18 protein-coding genes and 1 pseudogene are annotated in these 20378 nt (G+C 61.8%); 11 read left to right on the top strand and 8 right to left on the bottom strand.

Annotated elements, in window-relative coordinates; all coding sequences use genetic code 11:
• Window positions 1-60: 60 nt before the first annotated feature.
• Window positions 61-795: an ArsR/SmtB family transcription factor gene (locus tag ACI77H_RS27000; RefSeq protein WP_407014758.1), complete on the bottom strand. Its 735-nt coding sequence runs from the start codon at window positions 793-795 to the stop codon at window positions 61-63.
• A 315-nt stretch (window positions 796-1110) separates the two neighbouring features.
• Window positions 1111-2040: a LysR substrate-binding domain-containing protein gene (locus ACI77H_RS26995; RefSeq protein ID WP_407014757.1), complete on the bottom strand. Its 930-nt coding sequence runs from the start codon at window positions 2038-2040 to the stop codon at window positions 1111-1113.
• Window positions 2041-2157: 117 nt separating this feature from the next.
• Between ACI77H_RS26995 and ACI77H_RS26990 the strand changes: the two genes are divergently transcribed.
• The 3 genes from ACI77H_RS26990 (at window position 2158) to ACI77H_RS26980 (ending at window position 3802) form a co-directional block, all read left to right on the top strand.
• Entirely contained in the window at window positions 2158-2451 is a 294-nt protein-coding gene (locus ACI77H_RS26990) for a putative quinol monooxygenase (RefSeq protein ID WP_407014755.1), read from the top strand.
• A 32-nt stretch (window positions 2452-2483) separates the two neighbouring features.
• Entirely contained in the window at window positions 2484-3497 is a 1014-nt protein-coding gene (locus ACI77H_RS26985; protein ID WP_407014753.1) for a zinc-binding alcohol dehydrogenase family protein, read from the top strand.
• Window positions 3498-3631: 134 nt separating this feature from the next.
• The gene (locus tag ACI77H_RS26980) at window positions 3632-3802 is read left to right on the top strand and encodes a hypothetical protein (protein WP_191623755.1); all 171 of its coding nucleotides are present in this window, start codon (window positions 3632-3634) and stop codon (window positions 3800-3802) included.
• 8 nt (window positions 3803-3810) lie between these two features.
• On the opposite strand, the gene ACI77H_RS26975 is transcribed toward ACI77H_RS26980, so the two are convergent.
• Window positions 3811-5007, bottom strand: a complete 1197-nt coding sequence (locus tag ACI77H_RS26975; protein ID WP_407014751.1) for a multidrug effflux MFS transporter — start codon at window positions 5005-5007, stop codon at window positions 3811-3813.
• Window positions 5008-5244: 237 nt separating this feature from the next.
• Complete coding sequence (locus ACI77H_RS26970) at window positions 5245-5442, bottom strand: heavy-metal-associated domain-containing protein (RefSeq protein WP_407014750.1); 198 nt, start codon at window positions 5440-5442, stop codon at window positions 5245-5247.
• Window positions 5443-5589: 147 nt separating this feature from the next.
• On the opposite strand from ACI77H_RS26970, the gene ACI77H_RS26965 reads away from it, so the two are divergent.
• The 3 genes from ACI77H_RS26965 (at window position 5590) to cueR (ending at window position 9005) form a co-directional block, all read left to right on the top strand.
• Window positions 5590-5973, top strand: a complete 384-nt coding sequence (locus ACI77H_RS26965; protein WP_407014749.1) for a hypothetical protein — start codon at window positions 5590-5592, stop codon at window positions 5971-5973.
• A 228-nt stretch (window positions 5974-6201) separates the two neighbouring features.
• Entirely contained in the window at window positions 6202-8595 is a 2394-nt protein-coding gene (locus ACI77H_RS26960; RefSeq protein WP_407014748.1) for a heavy metal translocating P-type ATPase, read from the top strand.
• Complete coding sequence (gene cueR / locus ACI77H_RS26955) at window positions 8592-9005, top strand: Cu(I)-responsive transcriptional regulator (RefSeq protein ID WP_407014746.1); 414 nt, start codon at window positions 8592-8594, stop codon at window positions 9003-9005. The genes ACI77H_RS26960 and cueR overlap by 4 nt, the downstream gene beginning before the upstream one ends.
• Here cueR and ACI77H_RS26950 read toward each other — a convergent pair.
• A complete protein-coding gene (locus ACI77H_RS26950; RefSeq protein WP_407014744.1) occupies window positions 8959-10215 on the bottom strand; it encodes an MFS transporter in 1257 nt (418 codons plus the stop codon). The genes cueR and ACI77H_RS26950 overlap by 47 nt on opposite strands.
• 192 nt (window positions 10216-10407) lie before the next feature.
• Window positions 10408-11301, bottom strand: coding sequence for a PA4780 family RIO1-like protein kinase (locus ACI77H_RS26945; protein ID WP_010463815.1), 894 nt, complete (start codon window positions 11299-11301; stop codon window positions 10408-10410).
• A 444-nt stretch (window positions 11302-11745) separates the two neighbouring features.
• Here ACI77H_RS26945 and ACI77H_RS26940 point away from each other — a divergent pair.
• Window positions 11746-12834 (top strand): annotated as a pseudogene (locus tag ACI77H_RS26940) (cache domain-containing protein); the annotation flags it as partial.
• Window positions 12835-12924: 90 nt separating this feature from the next.
• Entirely contained in the window at window positions 12925-13692 is a 768-nt protein-coding gene (locus ACI77H_RS26935) for a methyl-accepting chemotaxis protein (protein WP_390959830.1), read from the top strand.
• Window positions 13693-13793: 101 nt separating this feature from the next.
• Here the strand turns inward: ACI77H_RS26935 and ACI77H_RS26930 are convergent, their stop codons facing one another.
• Entirely contained in the window at window positions 13794-14585 is a 792-nt protein-coding gene (locus ACI77H_RS26930; protein ID WP_407014741.1) for an AraC family transcriptional regulator, read from the bottom strand.
• A 134-nt stretch (window positions 14586-14719) separates the two neighbouring features.
• Window positions 14720-15997, bottom strand: coding sequence for an acetyl-CoA C-acetyltransferase (locus ACI77H_RS26925; protein WP_407014739.1), 1278 nt, complete (start codon window positions 15995-15997; stop codon window positions 14720-14722).
• Window positions 15998-16203: 206 nt separating this feature from the next.
• On the opposite strand from ACI77H_RS26925, the gene ACI77H_RS26920 reads away from it, so the two are divergent.
• The 3 genes from ACI77H_RS26920 to ACI77H_RS26910 all read left to right on the top strand — a co-directional run bounded on the left by ACI77H_RS26920 (window position 16204) and on the right by ACI77H_RS26910 (window position 20322).
• A complete protein-coding gene (locus ACI77H_RS26920) occupies window positions 16204-17556 on the top strand; it encodes a 3-oxoacyl-ACP reductase (protein ID WP_407014737.1) in 1353 nt (450 codons plus the stop codon).
• Between the two features lie 2 nt (window positions 17557-17558).
• Window positions 17559-18413: a MaoC family dehydratase gene (locus ACI77H_RS26915; protein ID WP_407014736.1), complete on the top strand. Its 855-nt coding sequence runs from the start codon at window positions 17559-17561 to the stop codon at window positions 18411-18413.
• 430 nt (window positions 18414-18843) lie between these two features.
• Complete coding sequence (locus ACI77H_RS26910; RefSeq protein WP_407014734.1) at window positions 18844-20322, top strand: collagen-like triple helix repeat-containing protein; 1479 nt, start codon at window positions 18844-18846, stop codon at window positions 20320-20322.
• The last annotated feature ends 56 nt before the right edge of the window (window positions 20323-20378 follow it).

The raw sequence follows: 20378 nt of genomic DNA, 5'->3' as shown, positions 1-20378 counted from the left end.
ATGCGACATGGCCACAGCTCTGAACGACGCCCGAGATTCCAGACGTCGCTCCCGAGGCCTCTACAACGCCATTTCCAGCTCGGTCTCCTTGGCGAACCGATGGATTTCACGCTGCCCCGCCGCCGTCACGTGCAAGGCCCGCGAATCGTTCGGCAAGCTCAGCCAGCCGGATTGCATGAACAATTGCAGCAACGCCGCGCCCAGCGAACCGCCCATGTGCGGACGTCTTTCGCTCCAGTCGGGACAGGCGCAAGCGGCTCGGCGGGGGCTGTGCGCCAGCGCCTGGACGAACACACCGCGCTTGGCCAACTGCGTGGCGCCCTTGTGAGTGATCGACACCCGCTGATCGAACTGTTCGATCCAGCCCGCATCCAGCAAACGCTGGTAAAGGTCGGCGGCCAACGTGCCCCCCAAATGATCGTCGCAGAGTCGCGCGCGCAACAACGACGAAGGTGCCGCCTGAGGTTTCGAGAGGGGGGCCGTGCTTTTGAAAATGTCCGGGACGTCACGGGGTGTGCTGGCAATCGTTGCACTGGCCAAAGCTTCTATCGCAGCGCCAACTTCGGGTGCGGCCAAGCGGAAAAACCGCTTGCGGCCACGGGTTTCGATTTTCAACAGACCTCCGGCGGACAAACGCCCCAGGTGTGCACTGGCCGAAGACGGTGACAGGCCGGCCAGCAAGGCCAGTTCTTCGGTTTGTCGCGCGGTGCCGTCCATCAAGGCCCACATCATTGCGCTGCGCTTTGGGTCAGCCAGCAACGTGGCGATCTGGCTGATGCAAGGTGCATGTTCCATGTATTCACTCCCTGTTGAATCGTTTCGTCTACTGCTCAGAGACATCTTGACCAGTAATGTGTCGTCGGCCAAGACGCGGAATCCGCGACAAACCGGACAAAGCCATCCACTCACACAAGCCAATGCCTTGCGGATTGTGCAAAGGCTCGGCGATCGACCGCTGGCCTGGGGACTCGAACGCCGGCTCACCATGGCGAGATCGACCGTGCGCCCCTGAGGCGAGCGCTAGTATAAGCGCGTTAACCGTCGGTTCCTGCCCTCTGAAATCGCTTGATGGTGATAGTTCCTGAGTGAAATTTCGCTATTTGCCTGCGACTAATGATCGGTGACCGCCAACATCGGAAATTGACTACTCAAACCGGCGCATCGGCTGGCGAGCATTTCCCGCAAAAGGTTCACCGGCTTACTCAATTGCGCGCGATGGGCGCACAGCAAATTCAGCGGTGCGCGCTCACACAGCAGCTCTGGCATCAGCACTTTCAAGCGACCGGCCAACACATCGGCGGCGACATCCAGCCAGGATTTGTAAGCGATTCCGGCGCCCGCCACGGCCCACAGGCGCACCACATCGGCATCGTCACTGAAACGATCGCCGCTGACGGTCAGGCTGACATCGCGTTTGCCGTCGTGAAAACTCCAGTGGTCGTGAACCCGGCTGCCGAGCATGAACAGCAAACAATTGTGCTGCGCCAGTTGCTCCAGTTGCCGCGGCTCGCCGTGTCGGGCCAGGTAACTCGGGGCGGCACACAGCACGCGGCGGTTTTGCGGGGCGATGGGCAGCGCCACCAGGCTTGAGTCTTCCGGCTCGCCATAACGCAGGGCGATGTCCACCGGTTGGCGAAACAGGTCAGCAATGCGGTCGCCCAACAGCAGGCGTACCGTGAGTTTCGGGTGCTCGCGCTGAAACTCGTCCAGCCACGGCAGCAACAGGTTGCGGCCGAAGTCCGACGGCGCCGACAGTTGCAACACCCCGCTGACCTGATCCTGGCCGCTGGCCAGCAAACGGCGGCCCTCGTCGAGGTTGCTCAGAGCGGCCCGGGCGTATTCGAGAAACCCCTCGCCCTCCGCGGTCAGGCGCAGGCTGCGGGTGGAACGGGCGAGTAGCCGGGCGCCGAGTTGCTGTTCGATGCGCTTCAATGCGGCACTGGCGACCGCCGCCGACAGGTCCATTCCCCGCGCCGCCGCCGACAGACTGCCCAGGTCTGCGGCCCGGACAAACAACTGCAAGTCATCAAAACGCAGCATTCCAGCCTCGATTATCAAAAAAATATTGAAAGAGACTGCTCTTTTAGCGGGTTTTATCTTGCAGAGAAATAGCCAATCATCTGCCCCATCGAAATCATCCCGTTATCGGAGTCGAACATGTCCCAGCCGTTTACCGTCATTGCCACCCTGATCGCCAAAACCGGTCAGCAAGACGCCCTCGAACAGCACCTGCGTGCACTGCTGGAACCGACCCGCGCCGAAGCCGGTTGCAGCCAATACGACCTGCATCAGGACCTGGCCAATCCACTCGCCTTCTACATGATCGAGCAGTGGAGCAGCGACGAAGCCCTGCAGGCCCATGACGCCAGCGCGCACATTCAAGACTTTCGCGCCAAGGCCGGCGACTTTCTCGAGCACTTCGAACTCAAGCGCCTGCGCTCCGTGGCTTGACCCCTTCTTCTATTACTGTTCGGAAATTCCTTATGAAAGCCGTTGCCTACTACACCGCGTTGCCGATCAGCGACGCCAATTCCCTGCAAGACATCGAACTGCCAGAACCGGTCGCCGGCCCGCGCGACCTGTTGGTGGAAGTCAAAGCCATCTCGGTCAACCCGGTGGACACCAAGGTCCGCCAGAACGTCCAGCCTGAAGGTGGCACGGCCAAAGTGCTGGGCTGGGACGTGGCCGGTGTGGTCAAGTCAGTCGGCAGTGACGTGACACTGTTCAAGGCCGGCGACAAGGTGTTCTACGCCGGTTCCATCGCCCGTGCCGGCGGGAACAGCGAGCTGCACGTGGTGGACGAGCGGATCGTCGGCCATATGCCGAAAACCCTCGGTTTCGCCGAAGCCGCCGCGCTGCCGTTGACGGCGATCACCGCCTGGGAATTGTTGTTCGACCGCCTGCAAGTGCGCGAAGGCAATACTGACGAAGGCCAGAGTTTGCTGATCGTCGGTGCGGCCGGCGGTGTCGGTTCAATCCTTACGCAACTGGCCAGCCAGCTCACAGGGCTGAAAGTCATCGGCACTGCGTCCCGTGCGCAAACCCAGAGCTGGGTGCGAGAACTGGGCGCTGACCTGGTGATCGATCACAGCCAACCGCTGAGCGAAGCGCTGAAACGCGAGGGCGTGAATTCGGTGACCCACGTCGCCAGCCTGACCCAGACCGATCAGCATCTGGATCAATTGGTCGAGGCGTTGGCACCGCAGGGCAAACTGGCGCTGATCGATGACCCGAAAGCCCTGGACGTGACCAAGCTCAAGCGCAAAAGCCTGTCGCTGCACTGGGAGTTCATGTACACCCGTTCGCTGTTCGAAACCACGGACATGATCGAGCAGCACAAACTGCTCAACCGCGTGGCAGCACTGATCGATGCCGGGACGTTGAAAACCACGTTGGGCGAACACTTCGGAACGATCAACGCGGCGAATTTGCGGCGTGCGCATGAGCTGCTGGAGAGCGGCAAGTCCAAGGGCAAGATTGTCCTCGAAGGCTTCTGAAACAGATTGATACAAGTGTCGTCCGAATGGACGACACCGTCAGTCCGAAGGTTGACCGTTGTCATAATTGCGATCGTATTCGGGTCTACAATCGAGAACTCTGCGATGCAATCTTTTAACCGAGGAGGTCAGTAATGAAGATCCTGATAAAAGAATTGGCAAAATCCCAGTGGCAGGTCCGCCTGGACCAACACGCGGTGACGTTCCGTAGCGAAGCCGAAGCGCGCGCTTTCACCCGAACCCTCGAAGCACGATTGCTCGCCCCCCATCAGATTCCCGCCCAACAGCAACGCGCTGCTGGCTGAGGCCTTCCTCACACCTGAGCTTTCACTAATGCCCGGGCATTTTGCAAACGCCGGGTGAGCATCGCGATGCTCACCACCAAAATTCCACACAGGCTGATGACCATGGCCATCGGCATGGCGCTGCCGTCGTACAAAATCCCCACCAGCGACGCGGCCCCGGCGGCGACGCTGAATTGCAGGCAACCGAGCATTGCCGACGCACTGCCCGCGCGCGCGCCCTGCCCGTTCATGGCGCAGGCCGAGGCGTTGGGCAGGATGCAACCGAGGCTGGCAATGCAGATAAACAGCGGAATCAGCAACGGCCACAGTTGCTCGGTGTGCAGCGAGCTGACCGCTAACAACGCCAGACCCGCCGCAAGGTAGATCCACACGGTGCGCGCCAGCAGGAACGCCGGGCCACGCTTGGCCAGTAGCCGTGCGTTGACCTGCGCTACCAGAATGAACCCCGCCGCATTGGTGCCGAACAACCAGCCGAAGTGCTCGGCCGGCACGCCGTAGAGTTTGATGAAGACGAACGGCGAACCGGCGATGTAGGCAAACATCCCGGCGATGGCGATGCCACCGGTCAGGGCGTGGCCGAGGTACACCGGGTCCGATAACAGCCGACCGTACTGACGCAGTGCGCCGGACAACGGCTGGCGCGGCACATCCGCCGGCATGCTTTCCGACAAACCCAGTGCCACGGCCAGCGCAGCCAAGGCACTGAAACCGGTCAGCACGAGGAAGATCGATTGCCAGCCCGTGGTGTTGACCAACAACCCGCCGAGCATCGGCGCGAGAATCGGCGCCAGGCCCATGACCAGCATCAGCTGTGAAAAGACTTTCGCCGAACCCACCGCATCGCATTTGTCACTGACGATCGCCCGTGAAATCACCATCCCCGCACAACCGCCCAGCGCCTGGACGAACCGCGCGCCGAGCAGCCATTCCAGGTTTGGCGCGTAGGCGCACGCCAGGGAAGCAACGGTGAACAGGCCGACACCCGCCAGCAACGGAATGCGTCGGCCAAAACGATCCGCCACTGGGCCGTACATCAGCTGACCGATGGACAAACCGAGGAAATACGCTGCCAGCGTCAGTTGAACGTGTTGTTCATCGGTGCCGAACGCCAGCGCCATGGCCGGGAACGCAGGCAGGTAGAAATCGATCGCGAGCGGCCCAAAAGCGCTCAGGGCGCCAAGTATCAAAATGGTACGGAAGTTCATCGGGCATCCAGTGGGACGGAGGTCGGCGGCCCCGCAGTTTAGCCGCGCATCGACGCCTTGAACATTCAGATAGCTCGCTAACTATTAAAAAACCACGGACAGCTGATACCTGTCAGTTAAAACTCAGAAACTGTGGGAGCGAGCTTGCTCGCGATAGCGATGCAACATTCAACATTTCGGTGACTGTCAAACCGCTATCGCGAGCAAGCTCGCTCCCACAGGTTTTTGCGTTTGGCCTTAAGCGACTTTCACTTCGTAGCCTTCTTCGCTGATCGCGGCGATCACTTGATCCGCAGTCAACGCACTTTCGACGCCGACTTCCTTTGCCGCCAGGTCGATCCGCACGCTGGCCGCAGGATCCTTGGCTTGCAGCGCTTGAGTGATCGCTTTGACGCAATGACCGCAGGACATGCCTTGAACGTTGAACACTTGCATGGAATGACTCCTTGAGTGAGGTTGCGAGCAGTCTCGAGCTTGCCACCATGGCAAGGTCAAGTTCTGAAGTGATCTGCCGGGCTGGCAATCGGCGCCGCGCTCGGCCAAGCTGCGTGCATCAATGACTCGATCTCAGGAGATTCAGCCATGCGCTGGTCAGCTCTCAGCCTGTTTGGCTTACTTAGCCTTTTCGCCGCCGTGCCCTCGGTCAATGCGGCCGGGGAGGATTACGGCGTGTTGATCATTTCCCGCGAGCGCCTGGAAGTGTCGACCAACTGCGAAATCGGCGTGTACCTCCAGGATCAACTGTCTGCACGGCTGTTTCAGGAGCAAACCACCTCGTTCAACCTGCCGCCGGGTAATGTTTCCCTGCGTTTGAAACTGCTGCCGGGCCAGGCGCCGGGCTGCAATCCAGGCATGCTCGCGCCGGGGTCGCAGATCATCACGCTCAAGGCCGGCGATGTGTTGAAGTTCCGGATTGCGATGACGCAGGAAGGGATGTATCTGAAGCCGACAGCCCTCGATTACTGATCTTACCTTCGATGTTGAACGTTATGGCCTCTTCGCGAGCAAGCCCGCTCCCACATTGGTTCTGCGGTGTACACAGATCCAATGTGGGAGCGGGCTTGCTCGCGAAGGGCGCGACTCGGTCCTCCTGCCCAAACCAAACCGAGCCTGCGACAATCTGCAGATTGGCGCTTGACCTTACCAGCATGGCAAGGTTGATTCTGTAGACATCTTCTACAGGGAGCGCGACCGATGTCCGAATCCACCACGTTTGATCTGCCGATTGCCGGCATGACCTGCGCCAGTTGCGCCGGGCGTGTCGAGCGTGCCTTGAGCAAAGTCATCGGCACCAGCGCTGTCAGTGTCAACCTGGCCACCGAGCAGGCACGGGTTCAAGCGTCCAGCGACAGCTTGCCGGCGTTGATCGACGCGGTGCAGCAGGCCGGTTACAGCGTGCCGCAGCAGACTCTTGAATTGAGCATCGACGGCATGACTTGCGCCTCCTGCGTCGGTCGGGTCGAACGGGCGCTGGCCAAAGTGCCCGGGGTCAACAGCGTCAGCGTCAATCTGGCCAACGAACGCGCCCACCTCGAACTGCTCGGGCAGATCGACCCACAAAGCCTGATCGCTGCCGTGACCAAGGCGGGCTACAACGCCAGCGTCCGGGAGGTCGAACACCCGTCAACCGACACGCAACATCAGCGCCTGCACCGCGAACGCTGGGTGTTGATCATGGCGATCGCCCTCGCCTTGCCGCTGGTGTTGCCGATGCTGCTGCAACCGTTCGGTGTGCACTGGATGCTCCCGGCCTGGGCGCAATTCGCGTTAGCCACGCCGGTGCAGTTCATCTTCGGCGCACGCTTTTATGTAGCCGCCTGGAAAGCGCTGCGCGCCGGCGCCGGCAACATGGACTTGCTGGTCGCCCTCGGCACCAGCGCCGGTTATGGCTTGAGCCTCTACGAATGGGCCACCGCCGCCGGGCACATGCCGCACCTGTATTTCGAAGCCTCTGCGGTTGTGATCGCCCTGGTGCTGCTGGGCAAATACCTCGAAAGCCGCGCCAAGCGCCAGACGGCCAGCGCCATTCGCGCGCTCGAAGCCTTGCGCCCGGAGCGGGCGATTCAAGTCATCGACGGTCGCGAGCAGGACGTGGCCATCAGCGCCCTGCGCCTGAATGATCTGGTGTTGGTCAAACCCGGTGAACGCTTTCCGGTGGACGGCGAAGTGGTCGAAGGCCAGAGCCACGCCGACGAAGCGCTGATCAGCGGCGAAAGCCTGCCGGTGCCGAAACAACCCGGCGACAAAGTCACCGGCGGCGCGATCAACGGTGAGGGTCGCCTGTTGGTTCGCACCCTGGCATTGGGTGCGGAAACCGTGCTGGCGCGGATCATCCGTCTGGTCGAAGACGCGCAAGCGGCGAAAGCACCGATCCAGAAACTGGTGGATAAAGTCAGCCAGGTGTTTGTGCCGACGGTGCTGCTGATTGCACTGGCGACCTTGATCGGTTGGTGGCTGTACGGCGCACCAATGGAAACCGCGCTGATCAACGCCGTCGCGGTCTTGGTGATCGCCTGCCCTTGCGCCCTCGGTCTGGCCACGCCAACCGCGATCATGGCCGGCACTGGCGTGGCGGCGCGCTACGGGATTCTGATCAAGGACGCCGAAGCACTGGAACGTGCCCATGAAGTCAGCGCGGTGGTGTTCGACAAGACCGGCACGCTGACCTCGGGTGCGCCGCGCATCGCTCATCTAAGCGCCATCGACGGTGACGAAGCCGCCCTGCTGCAAATGGCCGGCGCCCTGCAACGCGGCAGTGAGCATCCATTGGCCAAGGCGGTTCTGGATGCCTGCGCCGAACGCGGGTTGACCGTGGCCGATGTCAGCGACAGCCAATCCCTGACCGGGCGCGGCATTGCCGGCAACCTCGACGGTCGGCGCCTGGCGCTGGGCAATCGTCGTTTGCTGGAAGAAAGCGGGTTGAGCGCGGGCCCATTGGCCGATGCGGCAACTGCATGGGAAACCGAAGGCCGGACCCTGTCCTGGCTGATCGAGCAAAGCCCCGCGCCGACCGTGTTGGGTCTGTTCGCCTTCGGTGACACCCTCAAACCCGGTGCGCTGCAAGCGGTGCAACAACTCAGCGCCCGCCACATCAGCAGCCACTTGCTGACCGGCGATAATCGCGGCAGCGCCAAAGTGGTCGCCGAGGCATTGGGCATCACCGACGTGCACGCCGAAGTGCTGCCGGCCGATAAAGCCGCCACTGTCGCCGAACTGAAAAAAACCGGGGTGGTGGCGATGGTCGGTGACGGCATCAACGACGCCCCGGCCCTGGCCGCTGCCGACATCGGCATTGCCATGGGCGGCGGCACCGATGTCGCCATGCACGCAGCGGGCATCACCCTGATGCGCGGCGATCCACGGCTGGTGCCGGCGGCGCTGGAGATCAGCCGCAAGACCTACGCGAAGATTCGTCAGAACCTGTTCTGGGCTTTTGTCTACAACTTGATCGGCATTCCGCTGGCAGCGTTCGGTTTCCTCAACCCGGTGCTGGCCGGCGCGGCGATGGCGTTGTCGAGCGTCAGCGTGGTGAGCAATGCGCTACTGTTGAAAACCTGGAAACCCAAGGACCTGGAGGACAACCGATGAACATCGGCCAAGCAGCCCGCCAAAGTGGCCTGAGCGCGAAGATGATCCGTTATTACGAGTCCATCGGTTTGCTCAAGGCGGCCCATCGCACCGACAGCGGTTACCGGGTTTACGGCGCTGACGACTTGCACACGCTGGCCTTTATCAAGCGTTCGCGGGACTTGGGGTTCTCCCTGGAAGAGGTCGGCAAACTGCTGACCCTCTGGCAGGACCGTCAGCGCGCCAGTGCTGACGTGAAGGCCTTGGCTCGTCAGCACATCGACGAGCTCAACCAGAAAATCCTCGAACTCGGCCAATTGCGCGACACCCTGCAGGACCTGGTCGAACACTGCCACGGCGATCACCGCCCGGACTGCCCGATCCTCAAAAATCTTGAGTCGGGTTGCTGCGCCGGACCCGCTCGCCCCTGATCGCGAGCACCTTCACCACCAGCAAGGTGGTAAGGGGAATGCCGTGAAACAACAGCACCACCGCGCCGGGCGTCCACCATGAATAGAACGGCGCGGCGATCAGCATGCCGATGCCGAAGCCGGTCATTTGCAGCAAGGTCAGGAAGCTGAAAATCGGCAGGCGCAGATTGTCCGGTTCCCGTTGCAGACGCGACATCAGGCCGACTTCAGAGAAACCGTCGCCCAACCCTGCTGGGAGCGAGAACAGCAACAAACCGTAAAGGGTCTGTTGCTGGAACATCAGGATGAAGCCGCAGGACATCAGCAGCACGCCGAAGAAAAACCGCCGCTCCAGATTGACGTTGTCCGAGCCTTTCAAGCGGCTGGCGATCCGCGCGCCGATGAGCTTGCCAACGGCCCATACCGCCAGCATCAGGCCCAGGGTGGTGCTGGCCGATTCCGGCGTCATTAGCTTTGAAACAATCGGCAAGCCGACGTTGTGTGCGGCGCTGCCCAAGGTGTCGGCCATGGCGACCACGAGCATGGCCGCCACCACCGGTGCAGTGCGCAGGCCTTGGCGCAGCGCTGACCATTCGCCGCGTTCATGATCGGGCTTGGCACCGGGAGACGGTCCGGCAAACCGCAGCGGCAGGATGAACAACGCGGCCAGCAGATAAGTGACCACGTTCAGCGCAAAAACCGTTTCAAAGCCGAACGCCGCCACCAACAGCCCCGCCACCAGACTTCCGCCGACCATCGCCGCCGACGAGGCGGAGGTGATCCAGGCGTTGGTCTTGAGCAAGTGCTCGCCATCGATCAAATGCGGCAACTGGCTGTTGAGGCCGATGGCGAACATTGAATTGCCCAAGCCCAGACCAAACGCGATCACCGGCAGCAGAAGCGCTTGTTGGCTGACGGGCAGTACCAGCAGCAGGCCCAGCAATCCGGCGCGCAGCAGATCGAAAGCGATCAACGGCAGGCGCCCGGCCCAGCGGCGATAAAACCTCGTGCCGATCAGGCTGGCGAAAATCCCTCCACCCACGCGACTGGCGAGGAAGATACCGACGCTCATGGCACTGTTGCTGAGCAGGTAAACGTAGGTGGCCAGGGCGACCATGTTGAGGAACGCCCCGAAGTCCGAGACCAGACGGGCGGCGATGATCAACTGGGCGTTGCGGGTGGAGGTGTTCACATTCAATCCTTGAGTGTGGGATGCATGGCCGTTGCGCATTGTCTGGTCTGACGCCATCGCGGGCAAGTCGGATCGCCGCACCGCACGCTCCCACAAGTTGAGTGTCAGCCGCTAATTCAATGGACGACACATGACCTGTGGGAGCGTGGCTTGCCCGCGATGCAGGCGACGCGGTTTCAAAACAGTGCATCCATAAAAAACCCGGCCGAAGCCGGGTTTCTTTTCAACCGATCACTGCATCCACGGTGGAGGCGGCTCTTCGGTTTTGCCCGGTGGCGCATCATCTGCCGCTCGGACCGCTTGTTTGCGTTCTTCATCCAAGCGTGCCGCCTCGATTTCGCGTATGACCCCGCCAACGTCGGCCAACTCTTCCGGCTCATCGAACTCGCCGGTCAAGACACTGGCCGGGTGCAAGGTGCCGGCTTCGTACAAGGCCCACATTTCCTTGGCGTACTTGGTCTTTTTCAACTCCGGGGCAAACCGCCCGAAGTAGGAGGCCATGTTGCCCACGTCGCGCTCCAGCATGCTGAACGCGTGGTTGTTGCCCGCCGCGTCGACCGCTTGCGGCAAGTCGATGATGACCGGGCCGGTCGGCGTCAACAGGACGTTGAACTCGGACAGGTCACCGTGCACCAGACCGGTACACAACATCAGCACGATCTGCGAGATCAGGAACGCGTGATATTCGCGCGCCTGGTCCGGCTCCAGCACCACGTCGTTCAGACGCGGCGCGGCATCGCCGTACTCGTCGGCGACCAGCTCCATCAACAGCACGCCTTCAAGGAAGTCGTAAGGCTTAGGGACCCGAACACCCGCGCCGGCCAGACGGAACAGCGCCGCCACTTCGGCGTTCTGCCAGGCGTCTTCGGTTTCTTTCTTGCCGAACTTGGAGCCCTTGGCCATCGCCCGGGCCTGACGGCTGTTGCGCACCTTGCGGCCTTCCTGATACTCGGCCGCCTGACGGAAACTGCGTTTATTCGCCTCCTTGTAGACCTTCGCGCAACGTAACTCGTTGCCGCAGCGCACCACATAAACAGCTGCTTCTTTACCACTCATGAGTGGGCGCAGCACCTCGTCGACCAGACCGTCCTCGATCAGGGGTTCAATGCGTTTTGGAGTCTTCATCAGCTTTTATTGTGGGTCCTTTATTACCAAACACGCGAAAGTCATTCGTTATACGGCAATCCACTCATTCGGGGGAGGGGTTGCCGACCTATGAACGTAGCGGAAGCACACAATGTGCCGAAAAAAACCGGTAAACCCGCCGATGTTCATCGACCGACAAGGATCATAGCTGAGCCGCCAGCACTTGTTGGAGAAGGAATGCGAGGGGATTTACGACAGAGTCCGACATACCTATCCCTATCCGCCGCAGGATTTTTTTCAATGACCCTAAATTTCCGCCTTCAGCGGCCGAAGTCATCAGTAACAAAGTGAATTGTCCGACGATCGTTCCGACAGAAAACGATGACGTACCCAAGGGATCGGGTTCAAAAATACGTTTACGGCTGCCAATAATTCCGCGAGTCATCTGCACTGCGTGGGCCTACAAGAAAATCTGGAGCGCGGATGAACATCAAACAGAAGTTGACGTGGGCGTTTGCAATCATTGCCTGCTTGCCCGTGGTACTGGTCGCCACCCTCGTTGTGCTGAACTTGCGCAGTGATGCCAAGGACGAATTCGTCGACAACAGCGGTCGCGAAATCCGTCAGGTGAGCAATGCCATGCAGCTGTTCTTCGACGGCATCAGCCAGAACGTCGAATACCTGGCCAAGCAACCGCTGATCACGAACTCCGACGACAGCCTCAAGACCTACATGAATGCCAACGCCGCCAGCATTCCTCAGGGCGAGACGGACAAAAAAGTCTTCGGCTTCCTGCAAGACCTGGGCAACGCCCATCCGTCCTACGCCTACGCCATTCTCGGCACTGCGGCCGGCGGTTACGTGTCGTGGCCGGATGATGCCAAGCTGGCCAACTACGACCCGCGCCAACGTCCGTGGTACAAGGCGGCCCAGGCCAAACCGGGCAAGCCGTTCCGTACCGAGGCCTACTACTGGGCCGAAAATGATACGTCCTATGTCAGCACCGTGCGCACCATCGACAACAAGCTGGGCACCAACGGCGGCGTGGTCAGCATCGACGTGTCGCTCAAACAGCTGACCGAACTGGTCAAACAGATCAAGCTCGGTGAAACCGGCTACCTGATGTTGCTGGAAAACTCCGGCACCGTACTGGTCGATCCGAAACAACCGGAGCACAACTTCAAGGCCCTGGGCAGCCTCGGCGAGGGTTATGCGCAACTGGCCAAGGCCGGCAAAGGCCTGGTCGAAGTCGAACTCAACGGCGAGCGCTACATGGCCAACGTCTGGCCGTCCGAGCAACTGGGCTGGACCTTCATCGGCCTGATCAAGCAAAGCGATGTGATGAGCACCGCGACCCAACTGACCTGGTTGATCGCAATCATCGCCGCCGTGCTGGCCGTGGTCTTCGCCATCGTCGGTGCCAGTTTCGCCAGCGTCATCGTGCGTCCGATCCGCAGCGTGGCCGAAGGCCTGGAAGGCATTGCCCAGGGTGAGGGCGACCTGACCAAGAACCTGCAAATCCGTGGCAGCGACGAAACCGCGCAACTGGCCAACTGGTTCAACCAGTTCCTGACCGCGATTCGCAACCTGATTCAAAGCATCGGCGGCGCCGCGACCAAAATCCTCGCCACCTCCAAGAGCTCGACCCAGGTCTCCAGCGACATGGCCGAGGCGGCCGGACGTCAGCGCGAAGCGGTGGACATGGTGTCCACCGCGTTCCACGAAATGGTTGCCACCGCCAACGAAGTCGCACGCTCGTGCAGCCAGGCGGCAGAATCGGCCGACAGTGGCCAGCGCCAGGCGCGTGAAGGTCAGCAACAGATCGATGCGGCCGTGACCAGCGTTGATCGCCTGAGCCAGGAAATCGAGCAATCGGCCCAGTCGATGCAACAGCTGGAGCGCGACAGCAACGACATTCAATCGATTCTCGGGACTATCCGTTCAATCGCCGAACAGACCAACTTGCTGGCGCTGAACGCCGCCATCGAAGCGGCGCGGGCCGGTGAACAAGGTCGTGGTTTTGCGGTGGTGGCGGATGAAGTGCGGGCCCTGGCCAAGCGCACTGCCGATTCCACGGCGGAAATCGACGGTCTGCTCGGCAACCTCGCCAAGCGCACCAGCCAGGTGACTCAGCAAATGCACGCGAGCCTGGAAGTGTCGCAGCAGTCGGTGACTCGCATCGGCGAGGCGCGCAGCAGCTTCGGGCAGATTCGTGAATCGGTGGACGTGATCCGCGACATGAACACCCAGATCGCCACGGCCGCTGAACAGCAGCATCAGGTGGCCGAAGACATCAACCGGCACATCAGCCAGATTCATGGCGATGCACAGTTGGTGGCAGAACTGGCGAACTCGGCGCGGCTGGATTCGCAGAGCCTGGCCGGGTTGTCGAATGAGCTGGATGGGTTGGTTCGCCGTTTCCGCACCTGATTCAAAATCCCGGTGGCCGCTCGCGGCCATTCGCGAGCAAGCCCGCTCCCACAGGATTTGCGTGATCCCTTGTGGGAGCTGGCTTGCCAGCGATGGCGGTCTCACTGCCGAAACAATTCTCCCGGGGTAAACCCAAACAACCCTTTAAACGCCGCTATAAACGCCGACGTCGAGTCATATCCACAAGACAACGCGGCATTCGTCACGCTGTCCCCCTGCTCCAACAAATTCAACGACGACAGCAGTCGCATCCGCTGACGCCAGCCGCGAAAACTCAGCCCGGTTTCACGCTGGAACAGGCGCATCAGGGTTTTCTCCGACGTGCCCAGTCGCTCCGCCCACTCCTGCAAGGTCACGCTCCGCTCCGGACTTTCGATCAGCTCGTTGCACAGGCCCAGCAAGCGCTCATGACGCGGCAACGGCAGCGAGAAACCGACTTCGGGCAGATTCGCCAACTGGTCCAGCAACACACTCACCAGCCGCGCTGGCGGGCTGTCGCCCTGGGGGTATTCCACCGGCAGCGCACAAAAACTCTTGATCAGTTCCCGGGCCAGCGGCGTCACTTCCAAAACACGACAACGTCCGTCCGCCCATTGGCAATCCTCGCGACGCACATAAAGGCTACGCATCTCGGCCCGCATCGAGGTCACGACCTGATGTTCGAGATCCGCCGGAATCCAGATCCCCCACTGCGGCGGCGCAAAGAAACTTCCCTCGGCGGTGTGCACGCCGAGAACGCCGCTGATGGCGTAGGAAAATTGCACCCAGTCGTGGCGGTGAGACGGCGTCCACGAACCGGCGTTGAGGCTTTCCGCCCGCGCATACAGTGGGCGCGGCAGCACGGTCAGCGCGGGAATCGACCGTTCGAGGGATTGTTGTCCGTTAGTCGGCATTGACTGGCCTTGTGTCGCGAGATGGCATTTAGGAGGCCGACGTTAGGGCATGTAACACATGTATTCAACACCGCTGATCCCCCTGTGGGAGCGGGCTTGCTCGCTCCCACAGGTCTCGGTTTCACCTAATGAAATCAGCGCTCGATGATTGCGGTGACGCCTTGCCCACCCGCCGCACAAATCGAAATCAAACCCCGGCCCTTGCCGGCGGCGTCGAGCAACTTCGCCAGGCTCGCCACAATCCGCCCGCCAGTAGCAGCAAACGGATGCCCCGCCGCCAGTGAACTGCCTTTGACATTGAGCCGGCTGCGGTCGATGGAGCCCAGTGGCGCATCGAGGCCGAGGCGGGTTTTGCAGTACTCCGGATCTTCCCAGGCCTTCAAGGTGCAGAGCACTTGCGCGGCGAAGGCTTCGTGGATTTCGTAGTAATCGAAGTCCTGCAAGGTCAGGCCATTACGCGCCAACAATCGCGGCACCGCGTACACCGGCGCCATCAACAGCCCTTCGGCACCGTTGACGAAATCCACCGCCGCCGCCTCGCCATCACGCAAATACGCGAGGATCGGCAAGCCACGCTCCTTCGCCCATTCTTCACTGCCCAGCAGCACCAGCGACGCGCCGTCGGTGAGCGGCGTCGAGTTACCGGCGGTCAGCGTGCCTTGGGCGCTTTTCTCGAAGGCGGGTTTGAGCGAGGCGAGTTTTTCCAGGGTCAGGTCCGGGCGCAGGTTGTTATCGCGGGTCAGACCGAGGAACGGCGTCATCAGGTCGTTGTGCCAGCCTTCGGTATACGACGCTGCCATTTTCTGATGACTTTCCAGCGCCAGTTGATCCTGCTCGGCGCGCGCAATGCTCCAGGTCTGCGCCATCAACTCGCAATGCTCGCCCATCGACAAGCCAGTGCGCGGTTCGCCGTTGCGCGGAAACTCCGGAATGAGATGCCCAGGTCGCAGTTGCAAAAAGGTTTTCAGTTTGTCGGCGGTGGTCTTGGCACGGTTGGCTTGCAGGAGGATTTTGCGCAAACCTTCGTTGATGCCGATCGGCGCGTCGGACGTGGTGTCGACGCCACCGGCAATGCCGCACTCGATCTGGCCCAGAGCGATTTTATTGGCCACCAGCAACGCCGCTTCCAGACCGGTGCCGCACGCTTGCTGAATGTCATAGGCCGGCGTGGTCGGCGACAGCCGTGAGCCGAGCACGCATTCGCGGGTCAGGTTGAAGTCCCGGGAGTGCTTGAGCACCGCGCCCGCCGCCACTTCGCCCATGCGCAAACCGTGCAGGTTGAAACGCTCGATCAGGCCTTCGAGGGCGGCGGTGAGCATCGCCTGGTTACTCGCGGTGGCGTACGGCCCGTTGGAGCGGGCGAAGGGAATCCGGTTACCGCCGATGATCGCGACGCGGCGCAGCTGAGTCATGAAAAGCTCCTGATGAAAATCCAAATGTGCGCACCACCCCCCTGTAGGAGCCGCCCGCAGCAAGCCGGTTCCTACAAGGATTACGCTACAAAATCCCGGAATAAAACCAATCTGCAATGTCCAAGCGTAGGCCTTATCTCGTGGATCGAACGACTGATTGCCATTCGTGGTCCACACTTTGAACCCCAGCTGCTGGAGCGCGTTCCATGTCTGACCGCTATATCGACTTCGCCAATTCATCCATCGGCCATCGTTTGGTCGGGGCCTTGGGTCTGCCGGCGCCGGTTCGGCTGGAACGCTGGCAAGCGGGCCGGCTGCGCCCTGTCGAAGGGGCGCTGCTGATCGGCGGCGGGCCGCTGGCGCAGAACGTCAGCGCTTTCGCCCAGCGCCTGACCGATGCGATTTACAGCTACGGCAGCGAGCCCTCGATCGCCACCGCGTGGATTCCCGGTCACGGCCCGAAACTCAAGGCGGTGGTGTTCGACGCCAGTCATCTGGTGCACACCGATCAGCTCAAACAGCTGCGCGAGTTCTTCCAGCCACTGATGAAAAACCTCGACGACTGTGCGCACCTGGTCATTCTCGGGCGCGCGCCCCAGACGTTGAGCGATCCGTTTGCGGCCAGCGCTCAGCGTGCCCTGGAAGGCTTCAGTCGTTCGCTGGCCAAGGAACTGCGCAGTGGCGGCACCTTGCAACTGATTCACGTCGGCGTAGGTGCCGAGGATCAATTGGAAGGCCCGCTGCGGTTTTTCCTTTCGCCCAAAAGTGCGTTCGTCTCCGGGCAAGTCATTCACCTGAACCCCTGCGCCACGCCGGTGACGGACTGGACGCGTCCGTTGTCGGGGCGCAAGGCGCTGGTCACCGGCGCCGCGCGCGGCATCGGGGCATCGATTGCCGAAACCCTGGCCCGTGAGGGCGCCGAAGTGATCCTGCTCGACGTGCCGCCGGCGAAAACCGATCTCGACGCCCTCGCCGCACGCCTCGGCGGGCGTAGCATCACCCTGGACATCTGCGCCGACGACGCCGCCACGCAGTTGATCGAGCAGTTGCCTGACGGCGTTGACATCGTGGTGCACAACGCCGGCATCACCCGCGATAAAACCCTGGCCAACATGACTCCGGAATTCTGGGACGCGGTGCTCGCCGTCAACCTCAATGCCCCGCAAGTGTTGACCAAGGCAATGCTCGACAGTGGCACCTTGCGCGACAACGGCCGGGTGATTTTGCTGGCGTCCATCAGCGGCATCGCCGGCAATCGCGGGCAAACCAATTACGCGGCGAGCAAGGCGGGTTTGATCGGTCTCGCCGAGGCGTGGGCGCCGCTGCTCAGCGAGCGCGGCATCAGCATCAACGCGGTGGCACCGGGTTTCATCGAGACGCAAATGACCGCGCACATTCCATTCGGCCTGCGTGAAGCGGGCCGGCGCATGAGTTCGCTGGGCCAGGGCGGCCTGCCGCAAGACGTTGCCGAAGCGGTGGCCTGGCTGGCGCAACCGGGCACCGGCGCGTTTACCGGACAGGCGTTGCGGGTCTGCGGCCAAAGTGTTTTGGGGGCTTAGTGATGATCACCGATTGGCACACACTCAACCGCGAACCAAGCCTGCCTGGGTTGTACGTGCAGGCCGCGATGCGCCGCAAGATCACCGGCACCACGCTGCCCGATTCGGCATTGCGTTGCTGGGTCGATGTCGATCCGAAACGCCTGGCGGCTTATCGTAAGGTCTGCGGGTTTGTCGACAACGGTTTGTTGCCGCCGACGTATCCGCACATCCTGGCGTTCGCGTTGCAGATGCAATTGCTGACTGACAAGGATTTCCCGTTTCCGCTGCTGGGCTTGATTCACCTGAGCAACCGCATTCGCGTCTTGCGGCCCATGGGCGGGGTGAACCGTGCGCGCGTCAGCGTGCAGGTGCAGAATCTGCAACCCCACGCCAAGGGTGCGACGTTCGATCTGCTGACCACGCTCGATGATCAGTTGGGGCCGTTGTGGGAGGCGCAAAGCCGGATGCTCTGTCGTGGGGTCAAACTGCAAGGGGAGCCGGTCGAGGACGTTCTCGCTCCAACGCTGCCGTTGACCGAAGTCACTCGCTGGAAAGCGCCGACGGACGTTGGCCGGCACTACGCCAAAGTGTCCGGGGACTACAACCCGATTCACCTGAGTGCGGTCAGCGCCAAACTGTTCGGCTTCCCGACAGCCATTGCCCATGGGCTGTGGAACAAGGCGCGGACTGTGGCTGCGCTAGCCGATCATTTGCCCACGGCGAACGTCGAGATTGCCGTGCAGTTCCGCAAGCCGGTGCGGCTGCCCAGCGAGGTGACATTGCTCGCCAGCGCGGCGGGCTCCAGTGGCGATTTTCAGTTGGTGGGCGCGGGTGATCTGGAGCACATGGTCGGGCATTGGCGACCGGTTGCCTGACACCCGCTTCGAACCCCACACATAACCTGCAGGAGCTGGCTTGCCAGCGATGAGACCTTCGGATGGGCATTGATTTTCAGGCCGCCATCGCTGGCAAGCCAGCTCCCAAAGGATCGCGTCGGGTCAGTGACTCGGGAGGGATACATGGTTAATTGTGTGTATATAACTTAAGTTTTCCTGCTGCCTCCAACCCCCTCCCCCCAAACCGCCCCATTGATTTAAAACAGATTTTTCTTTGACACCTCTCCCAAGGTATTAGTCCTTAGGCGGCAGCCGCACGCCCGTATACAAGGGGTTAATACCAACTTGAGAATGGCGCTGCAGAGCCCTTGCGATTGTGATGTGGACAACGGACGAAGGCATCGCCGACGACAGAAACGGCGAGCTATCGAAAACAACGACGTTGTTACAGGTGCAAGGAATCTCACTCATGAACACTCAGGTTATCTACAAATCGGCAACAGCATTGGCGCTCATTCTGTCTCTTGGTCTGACCGGTTGCAGCAGCGGCGGTGGCGGTCATCACAGCAGTTCCGACAGTTCATCCCCGGACAGCACGACCGCCGCAGGCGCCGGCGGTGCAAGCGGTGGCGGCACCGGTGGTGGAACTGGCGGTGGGGGCACCGGTGGTGGAACTGGCGGTGGGGGCACCGGTGGAGGTACAGGCGGTGGTGGCACGCCCACGCCGACGGTCTCGCCGCTGGTGACCACCACACTGGTAAAGGATCTCGGCACAACAGTCAGCGGCCTCGGCGATGGCGTCGGGCAGCTCGGCAACTCCCTGAGTTCAGTTCCCGTGGTGGGTGGCGTGGTTCAAAGCGTCGCCAACACCGCAGGCAATGTGGTCACCACACTGGGTGACGGCTTGGGCAACGGCATTGGCAAACTGGCCACCGACCCGAATGGCCTTGGCGTCACGGCCGCCTCGGTGGGTGGCGTGGTGCAGGATGTCGGCAACGGTGTCTCCGATGTCAGTGGCAAGCTCGCCACCGCGACCAGCAGCGTCCCGCTGGTGGGCGGCGTGGTAACCAAAGTCGCGCCAGTGCTGGATGGCGTCGGCGAGAGAGTCACCATGCTCGGCGATACCTTGAGCACTGCAACCACCACAGGTCCTTTGGGTTCGGTGACCAAGGAAGTAGGCAGCAAACTGGTACCGGTGATTGCTCTGGTCGAGAACACCACGGACAAAGTGGGCGACGCCACCGGCCTGGGCGATCCGCTCAAAGGCGTGATCAAGAAAGTCGGCGATACCGTCGATGGCGTGGGTGACAACGTCGCCGATGCCGGCAATGGCAATCCAGTGACGGACACCCTCGGCAACGCCCTGAGCAACACCGGCACCACGGTCGGCAAGGCCGGTGGCCTGGTGTCCAACGGCAAAGGTTCAGGCACCGGCAGCGGCGGTGGTCTGGGTGGCAACGGCCTGCTGGAAACTGTCGGCGGCGCGGTGGTCAATCTCGGCCAGGGCCTGAGCGGCAGTAACGGGGTGGTCGGCACGGCTGGCAAAAACGCGGTTGCCGGCGGCAATCTGGTCGCCACTGTCGGCGGCGGCCTGGGCGGCAGCGGTGTCGCCAATCTCGGCCCGACTGCAGCACTGGCCAGCGTCGGTGGCAACATCGGTACAGCGCTCAACCCCGTGACCAGCGCCGTCACCGGCCTCACCCAAAACGTCGGCGCCGCCACCGGCCTCGGCAGTCCGATCGCGGGTCTGACCGGCCAGGCCGGCGGCGCGGTCGCCAACCTCGGCGGCGCCATTGCCGCCAGCAATGCCAACCCGGTCACCGCTGCACTCGGCAACACCGTGACCTCATTGGGCAACACCGTCACCGCCGCTGGCGGGATCGTCAACGGCGGTACTGGCGGTGGCCTCGGCGGCCTGCTCGGTGGCCTGACCGGCAACAAACGCTGATTTGCACCTGGCCGATTCGACGGCCTTACATACAGCGCCTACGCTTGGTTGAAGGC

Source organism: Pseudomonas sp. O230, from assembly GCF_045447035.1.
Classification (GTDB): Bacteria; Pseudomonadota; Gammaproteobacteria; order Pseudomonadales; family Pseudomonadaceae; genus Aquipseudomonas.
The sequence above is the reverse complement of the archived record's forward strand: the minus strand, read 5'-3'. Positions and strand labels throughout refer to the sequence as shown.